General features: G+C 62.5%; 22 protein-coding genes. 7 read left to right on the plus strand and 15 right to left on the minus strand.

Features of this window, described 5'->3' with window-relative positions; all coding sequences use genetic code 11:
• Nucleotides 1-185: 185 nt before the first annotated feature.
• From metF to ACK6BI_RS01615, 3 genes are all read left to right on the plus strand, one after another.
• Complete coding sequence (metF, locus tag ACK6BI_RS01605; RefSeq protein ID WP_065261847.1) at nucleotides 186-1,031, plus strand: methylenetetrahydrofolate reductase [NAD(P)H]; 846 nt, start codon at nucleotides 186-188, stop codon at nucleotides 1,029-1,031.
• A gap of 168 nt (nucleotides 1,032-1,199) precedes the next feature.
• Complete coding sequence (locus ACK6BI_RS01610) at nucleotides 1,200-2,012, plus strand: substrate-binding periplasmic protein (RefSeq protein ID WP_409315752.1); 813 nt, start codon at nucleotides 1,200-1,202, stop codon at nucleotides 2,010-2,012.
• 222 nt (nucleotides 2,013-2,234) lie between these two features.
• A complete protein-coding gene (locus ACK6BI_RS01615) occupies nucleotides 2,235-4,100 on the plus strand; it encodes a DEAD/DEAH box helicase (protein WP_409315753.1) in 1,866 nt (621 codons plus the stop codon).
• A gap of 68 nt (nucleotides 4,101-4,168) precedes the next feature.
• Here ACK6BI_RS01615 and ACK6BI_RS01620 read toward each other — a convergent pair whose 3' ends face one another.
• The 3 genes from ACK6BI_RS01620 to ACK6BI_RS01630 form a co-directional block, all read right to left on the minus strand.
• Nucleotides 4,169-4,762, minus strand: coding sequence for a YceI family protein (locus ACK6BI_RS01620; RefSeq protein WP_409315754.1), 594 nt, complete (start codon nucleotides 4,760-4,762; stop codon nucleotides 4,169-4,171).
• A 31-nt stretch (nucleotides 4,763-4,793) separates the two neighbouring features.
• Nucleotides 4,794-5,345: a cytochrome b gene (locus ACK6BI_RS01625; RefSeq protein ID WP_409315755.1), complete on the minus strand. Its 552-nt coding sequence runs from the start codon at nucleotides 5,343-5,345 to the stop codon at nucleotides 4,794-4,796.
• Between the two features lie 273 nt (nucleotides 5,346-5,618).
• Nucleotides 5,619-7,418, minus strand: a complete 1,800-nt coding sequence (locus ACK6BI_RS01630; protein WP_409315756.1) for a flavin monoamine oxidase family protein — start codon at nucleotides 7,416-7,418, stop codon at nucleotides 5,619-5,621.
• Between the two features lie 223 nt (nucleotides 7,419-7,641).
• On the opposite strand from ACK6BI_RS01630, the gene ACK6BI_RS01635 reads away from it, so the two are divergent.
• Together ACK6BI_RS01635 and ACK6BI_RS01640 are read left to right on the plus strand one after the other, a co-directional pair.
• On the plus strand, nucleotides 7,642-9,048 hold the full coding sequence (locus ACK6BI_RS01635) for an adenosylmethionine--8-amino-7-oxononanoate transaminase (protein WP_409315757.1): 1,407 nt from the start codon (nucleotides 7,642-7,644) through the stop codon (nucleotides 9,046-9,048).
• Nucleotides 9,049-9,189: 141 nt separating this feature from the next.
• The gene (locus ACK6BI_RS01640; RefSeq protein ID WP_409315758.1) at nucleotides 9,190-9,909 is read left to right on the plus strand and encodes a 16S rRNA (uracil(1498)-N(3))-methyltransferase; all 720 of its coding nucleotides are present in this window, start codon (nucleotides 9,190-9,192) and stop codon (nucleotides 9,907-9,909) included.
• Nucleotides 9,910-9,913: 4 nt separating this feature from the next.
• On the opposite strand, the gene ACK6BI_RS01645 is transcribed toward ACK6BI_RS01640, so the two are convergent.
• Together ACK6BI_RS01645 and ACK6BI_RS01650 are read right to left on the minus strand one after the other, a co-directional pair.
• Nucleotides 9,914-10,816, minus strand: coding sequence for a transporter substrate-binding domain-containing protein (locus ACK6BI_RS01645; RefSeq protein ID WP_409315759.1), 903 nt, complete (start codon nucleotides 10,814-10,816; stop codon nucleotides 9,914-9,916).
• Nucleotides 10,817-10,857: 41 nt separating this feature from the next.
• Nucleotides 10,858-12,099, minus strand: coding sequence for a D-amino acid dehydrogenase (locus ACK6BI_RS01650; RefSeq protein WP_409315760.1), 1,242 nt, complete (start codon nucleotides 12,097-12,099; stop codon nucleotides 10,858-10,860).
• 108 nt (nucleotides 12,100-12,207) lie between these two features.
• Here ACK6BI_RS01650 and ACK6BI_RS01655 point away from each other — a divergent pair, with 108 nt between their 5' ends.
• The gene (locus ACK6BI_RS01655; protein ID WP_409315761.1) at nucleotides 12,208-13,128 is read left to right on the plus strand and encodes a LysR family transcriptional regulator; all 921 of its coding nucleotides are present in this window, start codon (nucleotides 12,208-12,210) and stop codon (nucleotides 13,126-13,128) included.
• Here ACK6BI_RS01655 and trhA read toward each other — a convergent pair.
• On the minus strand, nucleotides 13,116-13,733 hold the full coding sequence (gene trhA / locus ACK6BI_RS01660) for a PAQR family membrane homeostasis protein TrhA (RefSeq protein ID WP_065261866.1): 618 nt from the start codon (nucleotides 13,731-13,733) through the stop codon (nucleotides 13,116-13,118). The genes ACK6BI_RS01655 and trhA overlap by 13 nt on opposite strands.
• Nucleotides 13,734-13,874: 141 nt before the next feature.
• Here trhA and ACK6BI_RS01665 point away from each other — a divergent pair, with 141 nt between their 5' ends.
• Nucleotides 13,875-14,789 carry a LysR substrate-binding domain-containing protein gene (locus tag ACK6BI_RS01665; RefSeq protein WP_409315762.1) on the plus strand — a complete coding sequence of 305 codons (915 nt, stop codon included), beginning with the start codon at nucleotides 13,875-13,877 and terminating at the stop codon, nucleotides 14,787-14,789.
• Between the two features lie 111 nt (nucleotides 14,790-14,900).
• Here ACK6BI_RS01665 and madM read toward each other — a convergent pair whose 3' ends face one another.
• From madM to mdcA, 9 genes are read right to left on the minus strand one after another with little or no spacing between them, the layout of a single operon-like run.
• Complete coding sequence (madM, locus tag ACK6BI_RS01670) at nucleotides 14,901-15,665, minus strand: malonate transporter subunit MadM (RefSeq protein WP_409315763.1); 765 nt, start codon at nucleotides 15,663-15,665, stop codon at nucleotides 14,901-14,903.
• A gap of 1 nt (nucleotide 15,666) precedes the next feature.
• Nucleotides 15,667-16,083: a malonate transporter subunit MadL gene (gene madL / locus ACK6BI_RS01675; RefSeq protein ID WP_409315764.1), complete on the minus strand. Its 417-nt coding sequence runs from the start codon at nucleotides 16,081-16,083 to the stop codon at nucleotides 15,667-15,669.
• Between the two features lie 60 nt (nucleotides 16,084-16,143).
• Nucleotides 16,144-17,064, minus strand: coding sequence for a malonate decarboxylase subunit epsilon (gene mdcH, locus ACK6BI_RS01680; RefSeq protein ID WP_409315765.1), 921 nt, complete (start codon nucleotides 17,062-17,064; stop codon nucleotides 16,144-16,146).
• On the minus strand, nucleotides 17,061-17,681 hold the full coding sequence (locus ACK6BI_RS01685; protein ID WP_409315766.1) for a malonate decarboxylase holo-ACP synthase: 621 nt from the start codon (nucleotides 17,679-17,681) through the stop codon (nucleotides 17,061-17,063). The genes mdcH and ACK6BI_RS01685 overlap by 4 nt, the downstream gene beginning before the upstream one ends.
• Entirely contained in the window at nucleotides 17,675-18,460 is a 786-nt protein-coding gene (gene mdcE, locus ACK6BI_RS01690) for a biotin-independent malonate decarboxylase subunit gamma (protein WP_409315767.1), read from the minus strand. Before mdcE ends, ACK6BI_RS01685 begins: the two co-directional genes overlap by 7 nt.
• On the minus strand, nucleotides 18,457-19,308 hold the full coding sequence (locus ACK6BI_RS01695; RefSeq protein WP_409315768.1) for a biotin-independent malonate decarboxylase subunit beta: 852 nt from the start codon (nucleotides 19,306-19,308) through the stop codon (nucleotides 18,457-18,459). The genes mdcE and ACK6BI_RS01695 overlap by 4 nt, the downstream gene beginning before the upstream one ends.
• The gene (locus ACK6BI_RS01700; protein ID WP_003229075.1) at nucleotides 19,301-19,600 is read right to left on the minus strand and encodes a malonate decarboxylase subunit delta; all 300 of its coding nucleotides are present in this window, start codon (nucleotides 19,598-19,600) and stop codon (nucleotides 19,301-19,303) included. Before ACK6BI_RS01700 ends, ACK6BI_RS01695 begins: the two co-directional genes overlap by 8 nt.
• The gene (locus ACK6BI_RS01705; protein ID WP_409315769.1) at nucleotides 19,600-20,472 is read right to left on the minus strand and encodes a triphosphoribosyl-dephospho-CoA synthase; all 873 of its coding nucleotides are present in this window, start codon (nucleotides 20,470-20,472) and stop codon (nucleotides 19,600-19,602) included. The genes ACK6BI_RS01700 and ACK6BI_RS01705 overlap by 1 nt, the downstream gene beginning before the upstream one ends.
• Nucleotides 20,472-22,142, minus strand: coding sequence for a malonate decarboxylase subunit alpha (gene mdcA, locus ACK6BI_RS01710; RefSeq protein ID WP_409315770.1), 1,671 nt, complete (start codon nucleotides 22,140-22,142; stop codon nucleotides 20,472-20,474). Before mdcA ends, ACK6BI_RS01705 begins: the two co-directional genes overlap by 1 nt.
• Nucleotides 22,143-22,169 lie beyond the last annotated feature (27 nt).

Genomic DNA, 22,169 nt, shown 5'->3' on the forward strand with positions numbered 1-22,169 from the left:
TGCGGTCTTTTTTTTCTTGCAGTGTGGTTTGTGGTGGAGGGGGCTCTCGCCCCCGCTGCGCTGCAAGGCGGCCCAATTTTTTCGGAGGCGCTCCCCCCCCCAGCGGGCCAATCCTCTCTCGCCACATAAGCACGTTCCTACAGATGAAACAAACTGTAGGCTTACGAGTTTCCAAGGGTATGACCATGTCCCAAGAACGTCGCTACAGCTTCGAGTTCTTTCCGACCAAGACCGATGCTGGGCATGAAAAACTGCTCGCCACTGCCCGCCAGCTGGCCACCTACAATCCCGATTTCTTTTCCTGCACCTACGGCGCGGGCGGTTCGACCCGTGACCGCACGCTGAACACCGTGCTGCAGCTGGAAAGCGAAGTCAAAATCCCCGCCGCCCCGCACCTGTCGTGCGTCGGCGACAGCAAGGACGACCTGCGCGGCCTGCTGAACGAGTACAAGGCCGCCGGCATCAAGCGCATCGTCGCCCTGCGTGGCGACCTGCCGTCCGGCATGGGCATGACCAGCGGCGAGTTGCGTCACGCCAATGAACTGGTCGAATTCATTCGTGAAGAAACCGGCAATCATTTCCACATCGAAGTCGCCGCCTACCCGGAGATGCATCCGCAGGCGCGCAACTACGAGGACGATCTCGCCAACTTCGTGCGCAAGGCCCGTGCCGGCGCCGACAGTGCAATCACCCAGTACTTCTTCAACGCCGACAGCTATTTCTACTTCGTCGACCGTTTGCAGGCGCTGGGCGTGGACATTCCTGTCGTTCCGGGGATCATGCCGATCACCAACTACAGCAAGCTCGCACGCTTCTCCGATGCCTGCGGTGCGGAAATTCCGCGCTGGATCCGCAAGCAGCTGGAAGCCTATGGCGATGACAGCCAAAGCATTCAGCGCTTTGGCGAACAGGTCGTCAGCGAAATGTGCGAACGCCTGTTGCAAGGCGGCGCGCCTGGCCTGCACTTCTATTCCATGAACCAGGCCGAACCCAGCCTGGCGATCTGGAACAATCTGAAGCTGCCACGCTGAGACCGCATCACGCCTCACGTTGAACGTTTCATGCAACATCGGAAGATCGCAAGTTTCGACAGCTCCTGCGCAGTTGTTGCAACTGCGATCTTTTGCTTTCAAGGCCCGAAACAGAGCTTCTGCAGCCAGTTTCTGGCTCTTTGGCGTTTCTCGTCGTAATCTCAAGTCATGCCTTTGATCACGCAGTTATTCGCCGTGCTGGTTTTTGCTTGCCTGAGCTTTGCGGCTCGAGGCGAAAAGCTGCGTATCGTCACCGAACCCTGGGCGCCGTACGTGTACGAAGTCGACGGCAAGAAGCTCGGTCTGGACTTCGAAACCACTGCCATCGTGTTCAAGCGCCTGGGTATCGACGTCGAATGGCAATTCCTGCCCTGGAAACGCTGCCTGTCGATGCTCGAAACCGGCCAGGCGGACGGCGCGCTGGACATCTTCCACAGCGACGAACGCGACGCCACCCTGCTCTACCCTGGCGAACCGTTGTCGGACGTTGAATTCGTGATGTTTTACGCCAACGAGCGACCGCACCCGTTTCGTACCCTGCAGGACCTCAAGGGTCTGACCATCGGCACCTCGCCGGGTTACCTGTACAGCCCGGATTTCAGCGAATCGACCCTGTTCAACCGGGAACCGGCCCCGACCCATGAAGCCAATTTCGGCAAACTGGTGCGCGGGCGCATCGACCTGCTGATCACCGATCGCCGTGTGGGTCAGCACTTGCTCGATGAGTTGGATATTCGCGACCAGATCACCGAGAACCCCGTCGTCATCAGCCGCCAGAGCCAGTTTCTGGCCGTAAGGCGCAATGTCGGGATGGATTTGCTGGTGCAGCGTTTCGGCGCCGAACTCAAGCGTTTCAAGCGCGAGCCGGCCTACGCCGAACTGAGCGCGCGCTACGGCGCGGCGCCGGTTCCGGGCAAACCGCTGAGCAGCGCCACCGCCAGCGGCAAAACCGTTGAGCAGCAGGAACGCGGCGCACAGTGATTGCTCTGTTATACTCCGGCGTTCCCGCCAGGCTCACGCCCGGACGCCCGGAACCGTAACAGGCCTCCCGCCCCGCTACAGCGCAGCTTTTCAGCCCGCGCGAGCGCTCCGGACGTGCCTTCGGTACCGCAGCAGGACCGGACGGGATTGCGTCCTCTTGAACGCCATTCGCGCCAGGCAAGACTCCCATTGGGCCAAGCCCTAACTGAAACAGGATTACTCATGTCCTTTGCTTCCCTCGGTCTCTCCGAGGCTTTGGTCCGCGCTATCGAAGACGCGGGCTATACCGAGCCTACTCCGGTGCAACAGCGGGCCATTCCCGCCGTGTTGCAAGGTCGCGACCTGATGGTTGCGGCACAGACAGGTACCGGTAAAACCGGCGGTTTCGCCCTTCCGATCCTGGAACGGCTGTTCCCCAACGGTCATCCGGACAAATCCCAGCGCCACGGCCCGCGCCAACCGCGCGTCCTGGTCCTGACCCCGACCCGCGAACTGGCGGCCCAGGTTCACGACAGCTTCAAGATCTACGCCCGTGACCTGAAATTCGTCAGCGCCTGCATCTTCGGCGGCGTCGGCATGAACCCGCAGGTCCAGGCCATGTCCCGTGGCGTGGACGTGCTGGTCGCCTGCCCTGGGCGTCTGCTCGACCTGTGCGGCCAGGGCAGCATCGACTTGTCCCACGTTGAAATCCTCGTGCTGGACGAAGCCGACCGCATGCTCGACATGGGCTTCGTCCATGACGTGAAGAAAGTCCTCGCCCGTCTGCCGGCCAAACGTCAGAACCTGCTGTTCTCGGCGACCTTCTCCAAAGACATCACCGACCTCGCCGGCAAGCTGCTGCACAACCCGGAACGCATCGAAGTGACGCCGCCGAACACCACGGTCGAGCGCATCGAACAGCGTGTCTTCCGTCTGCCGGCCAGCCACAAACGAGCCCTGCTGGCCCACCTGATCACCGCCGGCGCGTGGGAACAGGTGCTGGTGTTCACCCGCACCAAGCACGGCGCCAACCGTCTGGCCGAGTACCTGGACAAACATGGCCTGCCGGCTGTGGCAATCCATGGCAACAAGAGCCAGAACGCCCGCACCAAGGCCCTGGCCGACTTCAAGGCCAACCAGGTGCGCGTCCTGGTCGCCACCGACATCGCGGCCCGCGGTCTGGACATCGACCAGTTGCCACATGTGGTCAACTACGAGCTGCCGAACGTCGATGAAGATTACGTGCACCGCATCGGTCGTACCGGCCGCGCCGGTCGTTCGGGCGAAGCGATCTCGCTGGTAGCGCCGGACGAAGAAAAACTGCTGAAAAGCATCGAACGCATGACCAAACAGAAAATCGCCGACGGCGACCTGATGGGCTTCGATGCCAGCACCATCGAGGCCGAGAAGCCGGAAGTGCGCGAGCGTCCGGACATGCGAAACTCCCGCAATGCCCGTGGCCCACGTGGTGACGGCTCGAACGGTGGTGGCCGCAAGGACAAGGGCAAGGACAAAGGCAAGGAAAAACCGGCCGGCGAACGTGGTGAGCGCAGTGAACGTGGCGAGCGTCCGGCCCGCCAGCAGAAGCAGCGCGAAGGCACTCCGGCCCGTGAGTCGCGCCAGTCGAGCCAGCCGCCACGTCCTCCTGCCGATCGCGCACCGGATGAATTCCTCGACGACGATATCGATAACTTCGGCAACCGCGTCGACTACGTACCCAAACAGACGCCGGCCGCAGGTCGTGGCCGTCGCCCGGGTGGACAGGGTCAAGGTCAGGGCGCACCACGCAATGGCCAGTCGCAGGGCCGCAATGGTGGCCGCAACGGGAGCGGCTCGGGCAACGGAGCCTCCCAGGGCAAACGCAACGGTCCTCGCAACGGTGCTCCGCGTGATGGCCAGGGTCGTCGCGACGACAACTCGCGCAACCGCCGTCCGGCCCGTGACGATCAGCAACGTGGCGAACCGGCCGTGCAGAACCCGCGCAGCAGCGGCCCGAAGATCATGCACAAGGAATCGAAAATCGACCGTTTTCCGACGCCTGAGCAGCTTGATCAATTGCCAAGCCGCCCCCGCGGCGAAAAACCGGCCTTGCTGACCCGCAATCGCTGAGTTTCACCGGGCAATAAAAAACGCCCCCGGTCGCAAGACCGGGGGCGTTTTTTTGTATCCGGCGAAAATTACTTCGCTTTGACACCTTCGAACGAGATGTACAGGTCGACTTTGTCGGACTGCGGACCCAGATCCATCATCTTGCCGAAATCAGAGCGCTTGATGCTGGTGGTACCTTCGAAGCCGGCACGGTAGCCGCCCCATGGATCCTTGCCTTCACCCAGGAAAGTGGCCTTGACCACGATCGGCTTGGTCACGCCGTGCAGGGTCAGGTCGCCGGTCACGTCGGCGGTGTCTTTGCCATCGGCGTTCTTGCCGGTGGATTTGACGCTGGTGGAGACGAACCTGGCATCAGCGAATTTGCCTACGTCCAGGAAGTCTTTGCTGGCGATGTGCTTGTCACGCTCGGCGTGGTTGGTGAACACACTGGCGGTCTTCACGTCGAACTCGATCTTGCTCTCTTCAGGCTTGGCCGCATCGAAGCTGAACTTGCCGCTGATGTCCTTGAAGGTACCGGTGATGTAGCTGTAGCCCAGGTGGCTGATCTTGAAGTCGACGAAGGCGTGCTGGCCTTCCTTGTCGACGACGTAGTCAGCGGCCATTACGTTGGCGGACAGCACGGCGGAACCGATTGCCAGAGCGGCCAGAGTCTTTTTCAACATGCTTTCTTTTCCTTTGAGTCGAGGTTGAGCTTCAGGCTTTGCGACCGAGCATTCGAGTGAGGGTCGCATCACGATCGATAAAGTGGTGCTTCAATGCTGCCAACGCATGGAGGCCGGAAAAAATTACCAGCGCCCATGCCAGGTAGAGATGAATCGCACCGGCGGTATCTGCCTGATCCGGTAGTCCGGAAACCAGTGCAGGAATTTCGAACAGGCCAAACACCGGAATCCCGACACCGTCTGCGGTGGAAATCAGGTAACCGGCAATCATCACGGCGAACAGCGCCAGGTACAAAAACCCGTGGCCGAACTTTGCGCCGATGCGGGTCATGCGGCTGTAGCTCTGCAGCGTGGGTGGCGGCGGGCTGACAAAACGCCACAGTACCCGCAGCACCATCACGCCCAGCAGCAGCAGACCGATGCTCTTGTGCAGGTCAGGACCGGCCTTGCGCCAGGGATCGTAGTACCCGAGGTCAACCATCCACAGGCCGAGGCCGAACAATCCGAAGACCGCCAGTGCCACACCCCAGTGCATGAAAATGCTGACCCAACCGTAGCGCGAAGAAGAGTTACGTAGCTGCATTGCCCAAATCCTGTGAGAACTGCGAACCAAGACTAGCGAGTTATCTATCGATTTAAAGCGGAAAATTTCGCTTTGAAATATCGAGAAATACGATCAAGAGTCTTGAACAAGGGAGTTAAGGAAAAGTTAAAGGTGAAAAGTGTGACGGGAGATTAGCTGACAGGAATTTCAGTGCCCGGCCTGACCCCATCGCGGGCCTGCTTGCGATAGCTATCTGACAGGCAATAAAAAAGCGCGGCCTGAAAGCCGCGCTTTTTCATTCACCGCAAAGCCTTACTGCGCTTTGGTGTCCGTACTGGCCGCCGGAGTCGCTGCCGGTTTGGCGGCTGGCTTCTTGGCCGGTTCAGCCTTTTTCGCTGCCGGTTTGGCCGGGGCTTTTTTCGCCTCGGTCTTGGCCGCAGGTTTCTTCGCTACCGGCTTGGCTGGTGCTTTTTTGGCTGGCTCGGCTTTCACCGGAGTCGCTGGCTTCGGCGCTTCCACCGCGGCTGGCGCGGGTGCCGGAGTCGGTGCAGGCGCCGGGGCGGCTGGAGCAGGTGCCGGCTCTGGCGCTTTCACTGGCTCCGGTTTCTTCTCGTCATCCGAACCACCGAACAGGTTGGTGAAGAAGTTGCCCTTCTTCTTCGCCGCTGTCGCCGCACCGGCTGCACCTGCCGCCGCTGCTGCAGTGGCCGCTGCCGGGCCGACCTTGATCGGCTCGAAGGACTTGCCCGCCGCCAGATCTTCAACCTGGCTGGCCGCTCGCTGACCGGTGCGCAGTGCACCTTCAAGAGTGCCCGGGTACAGCGTGTCGGTGTGTTCACCGGCAAACGCTACGCGCTGCAGCGGACGCTCCCACAGGCGCCAGTATTTGCTGATCTGGCCCGGACCGAAGGCCAGGTACGAACCGCCAGTCCCCGGGTCGGTGCTGTAGCGGCGGATTTCATAACCGGTGAACGCACCACGGGCCTGTGGATAAAACGCATGCAGACGGATCAGCACCTGATCGACCATCTGCTTGTCGCCGAAGGCCTGCATGACACGGGCGTTGTCGCCGGACAGGTTGATCACCACATTGGCGCCGCCCTTCAGGGCCGGTTCGATCCACAACATGCCCAGACCGGTGTTGCTGTAGATTTCGCCGGACATGCGCGCCTTGCTTTCCCACACCGGCGTCTTGAACTTCAGCATGATCTGGTCGCGCCAGCCGTAGTTGGTGCCCTTGATCGCGGCCAGATGCTGGGCGTCCAGCGCCGGGGTCAGCTGGATCTTGTCGAGGGCGCGCAGTGGCACCGCCAGCACGACGTAGTCCGCCTGGTAGCCGACACTGCCGACCTTGACGGTCACGCCGTCCTTGTCCTGGACGATCGCGGAAACCGGGGAATTGGTCTTGATGGTTTTCAGTTGCTTGACGAAGGCCTGGGCCAGCACCGGGCTGCCGCCAACCAGACGCGAAGCACGCATGTCACGGTCGGACACACCGCGATAGACCCGGCTCTGCTGCGCGTAGTACAGCAGCGACAGACGCGAAGGTTCGTCGTAGTGGGTACGGATATCCTGGTTGATCAGCTGGCGGGCGGTGGCCGGCAGGTTCTGCTTGTCTAGCCAGCTCGACACGTTGATCTGGTCCAGCGCATGCAGGGTATTGGTCGCCGCCGGGTTCTGCGGATCGTCGATCGAACGCGCCAGATCGTCACGGATTTTCTCGAAGGCTTTCAAGGCCTGGGCGGTGGCCGGTTGTTTGGTGGTCAGGTCGGCAGCGGAGAAATACTCGCCGTCGATCAGGTAACCCGGGGTACGCACGAACTCAGGCGCCGGCGTGGTGCTCAGCTTGAAGGTCGAGACGTACTTGTTCAGCACCGGCTGGGCCTTGTCGTTACCGATCCACTCGCTGGTAGCCATACCGGAGCGACCACCCAGGCTCGACTTGGCTTCCAGCAGCGTCACCTGCCAGCCCTTGTTCTGCAGCTCGTAAGCCGCGGTCAGGCCCGACAGGCCGCCGCCGATCACGATCGCGGTTTTCTCCTTGGCCAGCGCCGTAACGCTGAAAAGCCCCAACACCACAAGCGCACAGGCGCGCAGCCAACCGACAGACATTCAGCGAACTCCGGAAATACACGTAGGAAAAAGCAGTTTTGCGGGTCAGTCGACCCAAAGAACCGCGAAGAATACGTCAGCCATCAAAACGCCGCCAGCGACGTCTATCGGCCCATACAAAGTAGCTCAATCGCCGCAATGGGTTGTCCCGGCGCGACGCATTGCATAGGCTTGCGCGATTGTTTGCCCGCGCCTGACGCGAGCCGCCTCGAGGAGACTGAACATGGGCCTGAACGACCAGTGGATGCAACGCGATCTCGCGGTGCTGTGGCATCCCTGCACCCAGATGAAAGACCACGAACAGCTGCCGCTGATCCCGATCAAACACGGTGAAGGCGTCTGGCTGGAAGACTTCGAAGGCAAACGCTACCTGGATGCCGTCAGTTCCTGGTGGGTCAACGTGTTCGGCCACGCCAACCCGCGGATCAACCAGCGCATCAAGGATCAGGTCGATCAGCTGGAACACGTGATTCTGGCCGGTTTCAGCCATCAGCCAGTGATCGAATTGTCCGAACGCCTGGTAAAAATGACGCCGGAAGGCCTGAATCGGGTGTTCTACGCCGATAACGGTTCGTCCTGCATCGAAGTCGCGCTGAAAATGAGCTTTCACTACTGGCTCAATCGCGGCCAGCCGAACAAGAAGCGCTTCGTCACCCTGACCAACAGCTACCACGGCGAAACCATGGCGGCGATGTCGGTCGGCGACGTGCCGTTGTTCACCGAGACCTACAAGGCGCTTTTGATGGACACCCTCAAGGTGCCGAGCCCGGATTGCTACCTGCGTCCGCAGGGCATGAGCTGGGAGGAACACTCGCGCAACATGTTCGCCGCCATGGAACAGACGCTGGCGGATAACCATGACAGCGTCGCGGCCGTGATCGTCGAGCCGCTGATCCAGGGCGCCGGCGGCATGCGCATGTATCACCCGGTGTACCTCAAGCTGCTGCGCGAAGCCTGCGACCGCTATGGTGTACACCTGATCCACGATGAAATCGCTGTCGGCTTCGGCCGCACCGGAACGATGTTCGCCTGCGAACAGGCCGGCATCCGTCCGGACTTCCTGTGCCTGTCAAAAGCCCTGACCGGTGGTTATCTGCCGCTCGCGGCGTGCCTGACCACCGACGAGGTTTACAGCGCGTTCTACGACGATTACCCGACCCTGCGCGCCTTCCTGCATTCGCACAGCTACACCGGCAACCCGTTGGCCTGTGCGGCGGCGTTGGCGACCCTGGATATCTTCGAGCAGGATAACGTGGTCGAGAACAATCGGGCGCTGGCGCAACGCATGGCTTCTTCGACCGCGCACCTGGCGGATCATCCGAATGTCTCGGAAGTGCGCCAGACCGGCATGGTGCTGGCCATCGAAATGGTCAAGGACAAAGCCACGAAAGAGGCCTACCCGTGGCAGGAACGCCGCGGTCTGAAGGTGTTCCAGCATGCCCTTGAGCGTGGCGCGCTGCTGCGTCCGCTGGGCAGCGTGGTGTATTTCCTGCCGCCTTATGTCATCAGCCCGGAGCAGATCGATTTCCTCGCCGAAGTCGCCAGCGAAGGCATCGACATTGCCACCCGTGACAGCGTCAGCGTGGCGGTGCCGAAGGATTTCCATCCCGGGTTCCGTGATCCGGGCTGATTCAATAGTTGTAGCGCCTGGACTGCCGCTTTCGCGAGCAGGCTCGCTCCCACCTGAAATGCATTTCTCTGTGGGAGCGAGCCTGCTCGCGAATGAAGTCGACTCCGATCCAACTGATTCACATCTTTTCAGAGAACCACCATGAGACTGTCCCGCTTCTTTATCGACGCCCCGCTGAGCACCGGCGAACACGAACTGCCGGAAGCCCAGGCGCATTACATCAGCCGCGTGCTGCGCATGGCCGTGGGCGATGCGGTGCAGCTGTTCGACGGCTCCGGCCACGAGTTTCGCGGATCGCTGGTGGAAGTCGGCAAGAAACGCGTGGTGGTGCAGATCGACGAGCAGTTCGCAGGTCAAGTCGAATCGCCGCTGCGCATCCATCTCGGTCAGGGGCTGTCCCGGGGGGAGCGGATGGACTGGGCGATCCAGAAAGCCACTGAACTGGGCGTGACTGAAATCACCCCGATCTTCAGTGAGCGCTGCGAAGTCCGCCTCAAGGATGAACGCGCCGACAAACGTCTGCTGCACTGGCGTCAGGTGGCGATCAGCGCCTGCGAACAATGCGGTCGTTCGCGGGTGCCGGTGATTCATCCGCCAGTGCTGTTGGCCGACTGGCTGAAACAGACCGAAGCCGAACTGAAACTGGTCCTGCACCCGGTGGCCGAGCCGCTGGTGAGCCACGCCAGGCCATCGACCCTGGCGTTCCTGATCGGCCCCGAAGGAGGCCTGTCAGACGCCGAAGTCGAGCAAGCCAAAGCCAACGGCTTCCACGCCGCCCGCCTCGGCCCGCGCGTGCTGCGTACCGAGACGGCGCCGGTTGTGGCGTTGGCGGTGGCGCAGCAATTGTGGGGCGATTTCTGACCCGTCACTGCACCGGATCACTGATCGGTCTGGCGATGATTGCCTTGAGTTCGCTGGTCATCGGGAACTCAAGGTTCAAGCCTTTCGGCGGGATCGGTTGTTCGAACCACTTGCGGTAGATCCCGTTGATCTCCCCCGAGCTGTACAGATCGGCCAGCGCGCCATTGACCAGCGCGAGGAGCTGCGGATCATCCTTGCGCACCATGCAGCTGTAGATTTCCCTCGATTGCTCCTCCCCCACCACGACCCAGTTATGCGGATCGCGCGCCTTGGCCCGCTCGCCGTAAAGCAACGCATCGTCCATGTAGAACGCTGCCGCGCGCCCCGATTGCAGCATCTGGAACGCCTCGCCGTGATCCTTGGCGCTGATCACGAACATGTTCAATTTATGGTCGAGGTTGTAGCTCTTCAGATAGCGCTCGTTGGTGGTGCCGGCGGTGGTCACCACGTTCTTGCCGCGCAGATCGTCGAAGCGTTTGATGCCGCTGTCCTTTGCGGTCAACAACTGGCCTTTGACGTAGATGAAACCGTAGGAGAATGCGACCTGCTTCTGCCGTTCGGCCGTCACTCCGGTGGAGCCGCATTCAAGGTCGACCGTGCCGTTCTGCACCAACGGAATCCGCGTCTGCGAGGTTACCAGGTTGTACTTCACCTTCAGCTCCGGCAGCGCCAGCTGCTGCTTGACGCGCTCGACAATCTTGCCTGCCAGTTCCACCGAATACCCCATCGGCTGCCCGGTGTGATCACCCACATACGAAAACGGCACCGACGCATCGCGATACCCCAGGGTGATGCTGTTGGCGCTGGCGATCTTGCCAAGCGTGCCCGTCAGCGGCACTTCATTGGCCTGAGCGTGGGCGCCGAAAACCAACGCCAGTGTGCAGCCGAGCAACGTGATTTTTTGCATTGTTATTCTCCGTTGTGGGTGGGGTGTTTCAGCAGAAATCGTCACGCCGCACGGGGATTGAACCCGTGCAGGTCAATGGATGTGCGCTGCCGGCCGATCAGTTCGCTGAGCAACTGCCCGCTACCGCAGGCCAGGGTGAAACCCAGCGCGCCGTGGCCAAGATTGAGCCACAGATTGTGATACGCCGTGGCGCCCAGCAGCGGAACGCCGGTCGGGGTGGCCGGGCGCATGCCGGCCCACTCGATGGCGGCGTCGTACTGGCCGGCGTCGGGGAAGGTGTCGCGGGCCTGACGCCTGATCAGCGCCAGCCGTTGCGGATCCACCGCCGGGTCGAAACCGACGATGTCGACCATCGCCGCCACCCGCAGTTGTTCGCCAATGCGTGCGTAGACAATCTTGCGGTCGTAGTCGGTGATACTCACGTCCGGTGCCCGGTGCTCGTTGCCGATCGGTACGGTCAGGCTGTAGCCCTTCAGCGGATACAGCGGCAGGCGCAGGCCAGGCAGCGCCAGCAACGGGCTGCGATGGCCGGCGGCGATCACCAGTTGTTCGACCGGCAGAATCTCTTCGCCAAGCTCAATGGCGGTGACAGCGCCGTGACTATGACGAATGCCGGTGACTGCCTGGCCGAGATGAAACTCACAGCGGCCCGACGCCTTCAATCGCGCCGCCAACTGTTGGCAGAAACCGTGACAGTCGCCGACTTCTTCATCCGGCGTGTAGATCGCGCCCACAAACGGCGTGTCACTCAGTGCAGGTTCCAGTTGCGCACATTCGATGGCGGACAACACCTGCTGTTGCTGCGGATCGGCCAGGTTCTTTCGCGCATGATCGAAGCGGGCGGCATTGCGAAAGGTCACCAGCTTGCCGTTGCGCCGCCAGTTGAAGCCGTCGAGCCCGTCGTCCTCGCGCCAGCGTTTCAGTGTGCTTTGGCTGAACAATGCCAGACGCAACAAATGCGCGGCGTTTTCGCGGTTGACCGAGGTGCGGCACGCGGCGAGAAACGACGCCATCCAGCGCCACTGCGCCCGGTCCAGGCGCGGGCGCAGCTTGAGCGGTGAATCGCCGCGCAGCATCCAGCCGACCGCCTGCAACGGCACGCCGGCATCGGCCAGCGGCGCCACATAGCGATAGGACAACTGGCCACCGTTGGCGAAACTGGTTTCGCTGCCCAGCGACTGTCGCGCCTCGACCACCGTCACCTCGAAACCGTCGCGCACCAGCGCATAGGCCGTTGCCAACCCGATCACACCGCCGCCGATGATGCATACGCGCTGAGCCATGTCCGTCCTTGATTCTTTTTGAAGACGGGGCCGAGATTAGGGTGAGGTGACAGGCGCCGAACAATGAATAAAGATGCCAGACCTATAAACAAAGGTTATGGACTCGCCATGCGCCTTCGCCACATCGAGATTTTCCAGGCCATCCGCCAGACCGGCTCAGTCAGCGCCGCTGCGCAATTGCTGCACGTCTCGCAACCGGCAGTGACCAAAGTGCTGCAGCACGCCGAGCAGCAACTGGGCTTTCCCCTGTTTCTGCGAGTGCGCGGCAAATTGCAGGCAACCCCGGAAGCGCTGGAACTGGAGCGCGAAGTCGACAAGGTCACGGAAAGCCTGCAAGGCGTACGGCGTCTGGCCCAGAGCCTGCGCCGCGAGCCCGGCCACAGCCTGCGGATCGGCGCGACCCCGGCGCTGGCGCTGTCATTGCTGCCACCGGCGATCCGGCAATGGACAGCGCAGTTCCCGGACATCGCCTGTGAACTGTCGAGCGCTCACAGCCGCGAGCTGATGCAAAACCTGCTGATGCGAGAAGTGGACGTGGCCCTGACGTTGCAATGGCCGGATCATCCGGGGCTGAAGGCGCAGGCCCTGGCTTCGGGAGTTCTGGTGGCGCTGGCACCGAAAGGTCACTGGCCGCAGGAAGACGCCGGTCAGCCGTTGCCGCTGATGGCACTGGCCGGGGCGCCGCTGATCGGGCTGTCCAGCGCCGACCCGCTGGCCGCCCGGCTCGACAGCTATCTGGAAGCGGTCGAGCCACCGCCTCGCGTGCGGATTGCCGTGCAGACTTACTCACTGGCCCGGGCGATGGTGGAATCCGGGGCTGGCGTAGCGGTAATCGATCCGTTCACGGCGCTCGGTGCTTCGCCGACCAGCACCGTAATCCGCCCTCTCGCCCCGCCGCTGCCGATCACGCTGTACGCCGTGACCCGCGCCACCGAACCGCCGCCGCATACCTTGAATGATTTGCTGCAAATCTTCAGTCAGCGCGCGGGTGAACAACTCGACCATCTGACCGGGGCTCAGAGGACATAAAAAAGAATCGCCACAAAATGCAGCAGGCTCCCGGCGATGACAAACAGATGCCAGATCCCGTGGGCATGGCGCAGGCGATCATCCAGTGCAAAGAAAATGATCCCCACGGTGTACAGCACACCGCCGGATGCGAGCCAGACAAACCCCGCCATCCCCAGCGCGTCGATCAGGGGCTTGACCGCCACCAGCACGATCCAGCCCATCACCGCGTAGATCACGATCGACAGGATCCGCGCCTCGGAGCGCGGCTTGATCTCTTGCAGGATGCCGATCAGCGCCAGCCCCCAGACGATCCCGAACAGCGTCCAGCCCCATGGCCCGCGCAGGGTCACCAGACAGAACGGCGTGTAGCTGCCGGCGATCAGCAGGTAGATCGAAAAGTGATCGACCTTCTTCATGATCGCTTTCTTGCGCCCGCGCACGCTGTGGTACACGGTGGATGCGCTGTAGAGCACCAGCAACGTAAAGGCGTAAATCGCCACGCTGACGATCTTCCACGGGCTGCCGTCGAGGCTGGCGATCACCAGCATCCAGACGCCCCCGACAAACGCCGCTATCGCCCCGACCAGATGCGTCCAGGCGTTCAGTTTTTCTCCGTGATACATGTGTCACACACCTCGATTCATTACCGCAGCGCGCAAGGCTCGGGGCTTGAGCGTAAAAGCGCAATGTTTCCGTTCAACGCGGGCCTGCACCTGTCCTGATATTTGGGCACAATCGAGCGATACCAAGGAAGAGTCCGCGCCATGCTGATCGACGAAGAATTGACCCTTAAGAAACTCGAGGTGTTCCTCGCCTTCATGCGCACCGGCAACCTCGCCCGCGCCGCCGCCGAGCTGCAGACCAGCAACGTCAGCGTGCACCGCGCGATCCATTCGCTGGAAAGCGCCCTGCGCTGCCCGCTGTTCAAGCACGAAGGCCGCAACCTGACGCCGCTGGAGAGTGCCTACGTGCTCGAAGAGCGGGCGCAGAAGCTGATTCAGGATGTGGTCGAAAGCGTACGCCTGACCCGCGAAGCCGCCGGTTTTTCGGCCGAACGCTTCAAGCTCGGCTCGCTGTATTCGCTGACGGTGAAGACCGTGCCGCAGTTGATCATGGGCCTGAAGATCCGCCGCAGCGAACTCAACATCGACCTGATCCTCGGTTCGAACATCGACCTGCTCTATAAACTGAAAAACATGGAAGTCGACGCGATCCTGGTGTCGCTGGACGACACCGTCAACGATCCGGACTGCGAGCAGATTCCACTGTTTTCCGACGACATCTTCCTCGCCACTCCCGCCGATTCCCGCTTCGCCCAACACAGCGAAGTGGACCTGGCCGAAGTGCGCGACGAAACCTTCATCACCCTCACCCAAGGCTTCGCCACCCATCAGGACGGCATCCGGGTGTTCAGGCAAGCGGGTTTCGAGCCGAAGGTGGCGATGCAGGTCAACGATATCTTCACCCTGCTGAGCATGGTCAGCTCCGGGGTCGGTTATGCGTTGCTGCCGGGCAGGATTGCGGCGGTGTACGAGAACCGGGTGAAACTGATCCCGTTGCAGGAAAAGTACCGGTTGCAGCAGCACATCGGCGTGGTGTTTTTGAAGGCCAAGGAGCGGGATCCGAATCTGCTGGCGTTGCTGGCGGAATGTCGGATGTATGCCAATCGCCAGACCTGACACCCAGTGGCGCCCTTCGCGAGCAGGCTCGCTCCCACAGGGAAATGCATTCCGAATGTGGGAGCGAGCCTGCTCGCGAAAGCGTCAGCCCAGACAACTCAAAATCCGGACCTAGCCCACAATCCCGCGCACGATGAAGAACAGCAACGAAGGCCCAAGCAGGCACCCGAGCCCGGTGTGGAAAGTAGCCGTCAACGCCCCATAAGGCACCAACCGCCGATCCGTCGCCGCCAGCCCCGCCGTCACACCACTCACCGTCCCCGCCAGCCCGCCAAACACCATCGCCGAACGCGGGTTATCCAGGCCCATCCAGCGCGCTGCCACGGGCGTGCCGACCATCACCAGAATCGCCTTGATCAGCCCGGTGGCAATCGACAGCGCCATCACATCCGAGGTCGCGCCAATCGCCGCACCGGTCACGGGGCCGACGATATAGGTCACGGCGCCCGCGCCGATCGTGGTCATGCTCACCGCATCGCGATAACCGAAGGCCCAGGCCATGCATGCGCCGACAATGAACGGCAGGATAGTGCCCAGCAGCAGCGCGAGCGCTCCGATCATCCCGGCCTTCTTCGCCTCGGTGGCCTGCACCTCGAACGCGGTAGCGACGATGGCGAAGTCCCGCAGCATCGCGCCGCCCATCAGACCGATGCCGGAGAACAGCGACAGATCCGCCAGGCCTTTCTGCCCGCCGGTCATGGTGCCACCCACCCACGCCAGCACCAGGCCGATGACGATGGCAATCGCCGAACCGTGAATCCGCCCGAACGTCAGTCGTCTGGAGAGGATTACCGACACCCACATGATCACGCCGACAAAGGCGAAGGCGGTGATCAGACCGTTATGCTCCAGACCTTTTTCAATGAGATCCCACATATCAGCGACCTCCTGCCGGTGTGCCGACCGGGGAGATGTCCGCCGGCTCGTCGGGCAATGGCTCGCCCTTGTAGGTACGGCTGATCAGGGCAATGGTGCAGCCGCAGACCACCACCGAACCGATTGCCGCCAGCACCGCCACCGGGCCGCCGTGCAGGGCGGTGACGACGTTCTGTTGCGCGGCCATCGCCACCACCACCGGAATGTACATGGCGCCCCAGAAGCCGACGCCCATCTCGCAGTCCTTGGTCATGCCGCCGCGTTTGTGCATCCACAGCCGCGCGCAGATCAACAGGATCATGGCTATGCCGACCCCGCCGACGTTGGATTTGACCCCCAGCAACACGCCAAGCAGGTCACCCATGATCACTCCTGCCAGCGTACAGATCGCCAGCAGCGCCACACCGTAAATAATCATTGTTGTCGTCCTCAAAGTGCATCGTCGAATGTTGTTTTTGTTGTTCGAAGCCTGAGTGGTCTAGGGTCGGCGGCCCTCCTCTTCACGCAACAGCGCCTGCAGGGTATCGAGCCGGGCACTGTCGAAGGCCATGACAGTCCCCTGCTCGAACACCCGGCGCGCCAGCCCGGTCAGTACCGCACCGGGCGGCAGTTCGATCTGTAGTCGCACGCCGCGCTCATAGGCGCTTTGCACGGTGCCGCGCCAGTCCACCACGCGGCACATATTGAAGGCGAGGTCGTCGCGCAGCGCTTCTACCTTGGTCACAGGCCTTGCGCGACTGCCGCTCAGGTAAGCGATTTTCGGTGTTTTCAATTCCACGCTGGCGAACGCTTCGGCGAGGGTTTGCGCAGGCTCATCCAGCAACGGGCAGTGCGACGGCACGCTGACCGCCAGACGTTTCGCCACCCCGGCGCCATGACTGCGCGCTAGCTCGGCAACGGCCTGCATCGCCTTGTCGCTGCCGGCAATCACCACCTGGTTATCGGCGTTGATATTGGCCAGGTACACCGGTGAATCTGCGCTGTGCACCTGCGCCAGCAGCGTTTCGACTGTGGATAATTGCAGACCGATGATCGCGGTCATGCCGAAGCCCTGTGGATAAGCCTGTTGCATCAACTCCCCGCGCAGGCTGACCAGATGCAGCGCATCGCTGAAGCTCAACGCGCCAGCGACCACCGCTGCCGGATACGCACCGATGGACAGGCCGGCGACGTAATCGGCGGTGAGTCCGTCCTGCAACAACTGCCGCGAAGCCGCGACGCCGGCGATCAGCAGGCAGAGCTGAACCGCCCGGGTGCTGCGCAACGCTTCGCTGGAGTCCAGCCGCAAGACATCCTCACCGAGCCAATCGCTGGCCTCGATCAACGTTTCCCCAGGCAAACGCCGGAGCATGCCGGGCTGCTGCGCGCCCTGACCGGGAAACACCAGCAGACTGCTCACGCGGCCTGCTCCTGGGGGTTCCACGGGTCGCTGACCAGACGAGCTTCACAATCGTTTTTCAGCAGCACCCGCGAAGCGTTTCCGGCCCATTCGCGCAGGGCTACCGCGCCGAACGGTGTCTGCAATTGCATATCCACTCGACAAATCGCCTGGTCGAAAACCGCCACCAGTTGGCGGGCCTGATTACGGGTGATGAGCTGCGGTGTCCGCAGGATGAGATCGAGATCACTGTTCACGTGCATCGCCGCAAACCCGCTGGCCAATTCAAACCCTGCACTGCCACTGACACCCCAGATCCAACCGCAATCATCGAGCACCGGTCGCAGTTGCCGCAGCGCCTGCATGACCGGCAGATCACGCTCGCTCTCGACATGACAAAGGGCTTCCGGGCTGACCTGGCAAGCAATCGAATCGCTCGCCATGAACGCCGCCAGCCGCTGCTCGCGCAAAACTCCACGCACACCCACCGCCACCCGACCTTCAGCGCTCACGGCACGCCGCACCACCACCGGTTGCCCGGCTGCAAGCGAGTCAATCGCCCACAGCGGCGCATCCGCCGGCAGGTGCGCCGGCGTCATGCCCCACAGCAGATCGTGGGCCAGTGGCATGTTCACCACTGCGCCCTCAGCAGTTCACGCACGCGGCTGGAGGCTTCGCGATTTTTTGCGCCGAGACGACTGCTCAAATCCGTCGCGCCAATATCGCCGATGGCCTGTTTCAGGCATTCGGTCACCCGCGCCAGGTCCTCCACCGTCGGCTGATCGATCTGCTGCACCGACAGGGTTTCCCAGAGCAATCCAAGGCTGGCGTAGCTGTCGATGTCGTAGGCCATCGGCGGCACGCTGGCCGCCAGGGCCTCCAGTTCTTCGACGCTGCGCAAGGTGACCCGCGCCGCCGACGCCTTGCCCATCGCATGCACCATCACCCCCGGATCACGCAGGGCGATCAAACGGTTGGCCTGGTACCCGTGAGCGAGAAACGCCCCGGACATGGCCTTGCCCACCAGCAGTGCAATCACCGGATGCCCGGCCAGACGCGCTCGGGCGTAGGCTCCCGCCGCGCCGGCCAGGGCCTGATGAATGCCGAGGGCTTCTTCGCGACGACCGTAGGCCTGGCTTGGCACATCGACGATGGCGATCAAGGGGCGCTTTTGCGTGTTGCCCTGATCGGCGGTGATTGCATCATCCACTGCTTTGGCCAATCCCCAACCCTCCAGCAATCCGACTTCGCCGTTGCGAGCGCGAGGGAAACGGTTTTGCGGGTCGGCAACCACGGCGATAAAACGCCCGAGTGGCCCGTCGGCGACCTTCAGCGAGGGCGGCAAACCTTCCACGGCATTCGCCCCGGCGCTCAAGGCGTTGAACCAGTTCAAACCGCGCACGGAATAACCACTCATGAGCGCTCTCCTCGATACAGATCACGAACCACCGACGGCTCGATCTGCTTGTCAGTGTCCAGGTCCGTCAACCGTTGCAGGAACCATTCGGCCCGTTGGCTGCGCGGTTGATTCGGCAAGCCTTGTTGCAACAACTCGCCGACCTGTCGACGAATCTGCGCCACGTCATCGGCGACATAACGATCCACCAGACCGCTGGCAAACCGTTGCTCGCCACCGGTCAGGCTCCAGATGAAGGGCCGGTCGCGGGAGTCGTATTCCTCGATCCCGGCTTCCTGCTCGATCACCTGCGGGCCGTTGAGGCCGAGGCGTGCTTCCTGGGTCACCAGCAAATAGCTGCACAGTGCGGCGGCAATCGACATGCCACCAAAGCAGCCGACGCTGCCGGCCACCACACCAACCACCGGTTGGTACTGCTGCAGATCGACAATCGCCGCATGGATGTCGGCAATCGCCGCCAGACCGAGGTTGGCTTCCTGCAAGCGCACGCCGCCGGTTTCCAACAGCAGGATGCCGCGGGTCGGGATGCCTTTGCGGTTGTCCTCGGCAGCCAGTTCCAGCGCGCCGGCAATCTTCGCGCCACCGACCTCACCGAGACTGCCACCCTGAAACGCCCCCTCGATTGCGGCGATCACCACCGGCAAACCGCCGACGCTGCCCTTGGCGATCACCACGCCGTCATCGGCCTGCGGCACCACTCCCTGACGTACCAGCCATGGCGACATGACGCGTTGAAACGGGTCGAGCAGTTCGCGGAACGTGCCGGTATCGAGCAAGGCTTTCGCCCGTTGTCGGGCGCCGAGTTCGACGAACGAATGTTTGTGCAGAAGCGCCGAGGTGTCAGTCATGGCCGATCTCCTCGAAGCCTTGTTCCAGACGCAGGCGCACCACACCCGGTGTCGCGCCGAAATCGTGGATATCGATAGCCATCGCCGGCGGTGTGGTGCCGTCGAACATTCGCGCAAACAGATGCTGCCAGCGCTGCTGCGCACCGTTGACCGAGGTCTGCACGTTGATCGTCAGCTTGCCGGCCAGACCCGGTTCGATCAGCACTTCCAGATCGCCCGAGCCGACACAGCCCACCAGCGCCCGCCCCCGTGGCGGCTGCCCGGCGGGGAATTCAAAGGATAAGGTTTCCATCAAAACGCTCCCTGAAGGATGCCGTCGCGCTCGATCCGGTCGAGCAACAGCGTGGCGGCGAGCAAGTCGGCGGCGCCACCGGGCGAGGCATTCAATGCGATGAGTTGTTGATCCAGTTCGTGCAGGCGGCGGCGACCGGTGAGGCTGGCGCTGCCACCGGCATTGAGTACGGCACGGGCACCGTGCTGCATCGCCTGCAGACCCCGCTCGCCGGCGCGGTACAGCACGCAGGTGTCGGCGAGGTTGGTCATGATCGCCAGCAAGGCATCCAGTCGGGCGTTCTGTTCGCCATGGCCGGCGGCGCGGCTGCGCTTGAGCTGCGGCAGGCCACGTTGCACTACCGACGGGAAGCCGAGTTGCGCTTCTTCCCGGGCACCGCGAGCGCCATAACGTTGCGCGACTTGCGCGCCGTGGCTCAGCGGGCGCGGTGCATGACCATCATCGAGCAACGCCAGACGTGCGGCGCGCAAGGTGACGGCGCTGGCGCCGGTGGATTTCGTTTCCAGCGCGGCGGCCGTGACCAGAAGGCCCAACGCCCAGATCGCTCCGCGATGGGTGTTTACGCCGTGGGTGGTGGCGAGCATCGCTTGCTCGCCTTCCCGTCCGATGCGGCCGATGGCTTCGCGCAACGGCAAGCCGATCTCGCCGAACTCGAGTACAGCCTCGGCCATTTCCTTGAACGCCGGCCACAGCGCCAGTGCCGAGGCATGCATCAATCCCAGGTGCAGATCGGTGTGCGCACCATTGCCGCGTCGGTCGACCAGCGCCGGTTTCGGTGACAGGTCGGCTTCGTCGATCAGCGCATCCACGGCCAGATCCGCCAGGCGATCTGCGAGGGTAATGTTTTTCGGTTGCAGATTGAGTGCGTGCATTACCAACTCCTGAACCTGGCGGGCGGGTTGTAGAGGCCGCCGGACCACTCGACCAGATCGGCCACGCTCTTCGCCGCCAGCCACTCGCGGGTGGCGTCGGTACGGCGAATGCCGAGGTCTTCGGGCAAGGCAATCAGCCCTTCGCGGCGCATGCGTTCGGTGTCCTTCGGGTGGTGGCGCAGGCCGATGGCAGTGACGCCGGCCACCGCCGCGATCATTGCCTGACGCTCTTCCAGCGAGCGCGCCTTGTACAGGTAGGCGATGCCTTCTTCGGTCAGCAGGTGAGTGACGTCGTCGCCGTAGATCATGATCGGCGCCAGCGGCATGCCGCTTTTCTTTGCCACCTCAACTGCATCGAGGGTTTCGACGAAGGTCGGTTTGCCGCCCTCCTGGAAGGTCTCGACCATCTGCACCACGAGTTTCTTGCCGCGTTCGAGCATCGGCTGTTGCGAATCGTCATGGCGCATGTCGAGCCACGCCGGGGTGCCGTGACGACGGCCGCGCGGGTCGTGACCCATGTTCGGCGCGCCGCCGAAACCGGCGAGTCGGCCACGAGTGACGGTGGAGGAATGACCATCGCCATCGACTTGCAGGGTCGCGCCGATGAACAGGTCCACCGCGTATTGCCCGGCCAGTTGGCAGAACATCCGGTTGGAGCGCAGCGAGCCGTCATGTCCGGTAAAGAAAACGTCCGGCCGGGCGGCGATGTAGTTTTCCATCCCCAGCTCAGTGCCGAAGCAATGCACGCTTTCCACCCAGCCGCTTTCGATGGCCGGGATCAAAGTCGGGTGCGGGTTCAACGTCCAGTTGCGGCAGATCTTGCCCTTCAGACCGAGGGATTCGCCGTAGGTCGGCAGGATCAATTCGATGGCGGCGGTGTTGAAACCGATGCCGTGGTTCAGCGACTGCACGTTGTGTTTTTCGTAGATCCCGCGAATCGCCATCATCGCCATCAGCACATGCACAGGTTTGATGTGACGCGGGTCGCGAGTGAACAGCGGCTCGATGTAGAACGGCTTGTCCGCCACCACCACGAAATCCACCCACGATGCCGGAATGTCCACCCGGGGCAGTTCGCTGACGTCGTCCACCAGTTGATTGACCTGAACGATGACAATGCCGTCGCTGAACGCGGCCGGTTCGATCAGTGCCGGGGTGTCTTCGGTGCTCGGGCCGGTATAGATGTTGCCGGCCCGGTCGGCCATGAATCCGGCCGAGAGCACGACGTTGGGGATCAGGTCCACCACCAGCCGAGCGTAGAGTTCGATGTAGGTGTGGATCGCGCCGACTTCCAGCAGGCCGTCTTCGAGCAACTGGCTGATGCGCAGGCTCTGGGTGCCGGCAAAGGAGAAATCGAGCTTGCGGGCAATGCCGCGTTCGAACAGATCGAGATGCTCGGAGCGCCCGACGCTGGGCATGATCATGTGCAGGTCGTGCAGCGTCTCGGGATCGGCCTTGGCCAGCGCACGGGAGAGGAAATCCGCCTGCTTCTGGTTGTTGCCCTCCAGCACCACACGATCACCGGGCAGGATCAACGCTTCAAGCGCCGCGACGATCCGGTCGGTGGGCAACACCGCACCGTCGGCCAGCCCGCGCACCTTGTCGAGGCGCCGCTGCTTCTCGTCGCGCCGCCGCGTCCAGCGCGAGTCGGGGGATATTGTTGTTGTCATGCTCACTCCACGGGGTTCGCTGTCGTG

It is taken from the genome of Pseudomonas sp. KCJK9016, assembly GCF_046231795.1.
In the GTDB taxonomy this organism is placed as follows: domain Bacteria; phylum Pseudomonadota; class Gammaproteobacteria; order Pseudomonadales; family Pseudomonadaceae; genus Aquipseudomonas; species Aquipseudomonas bananamidigenes.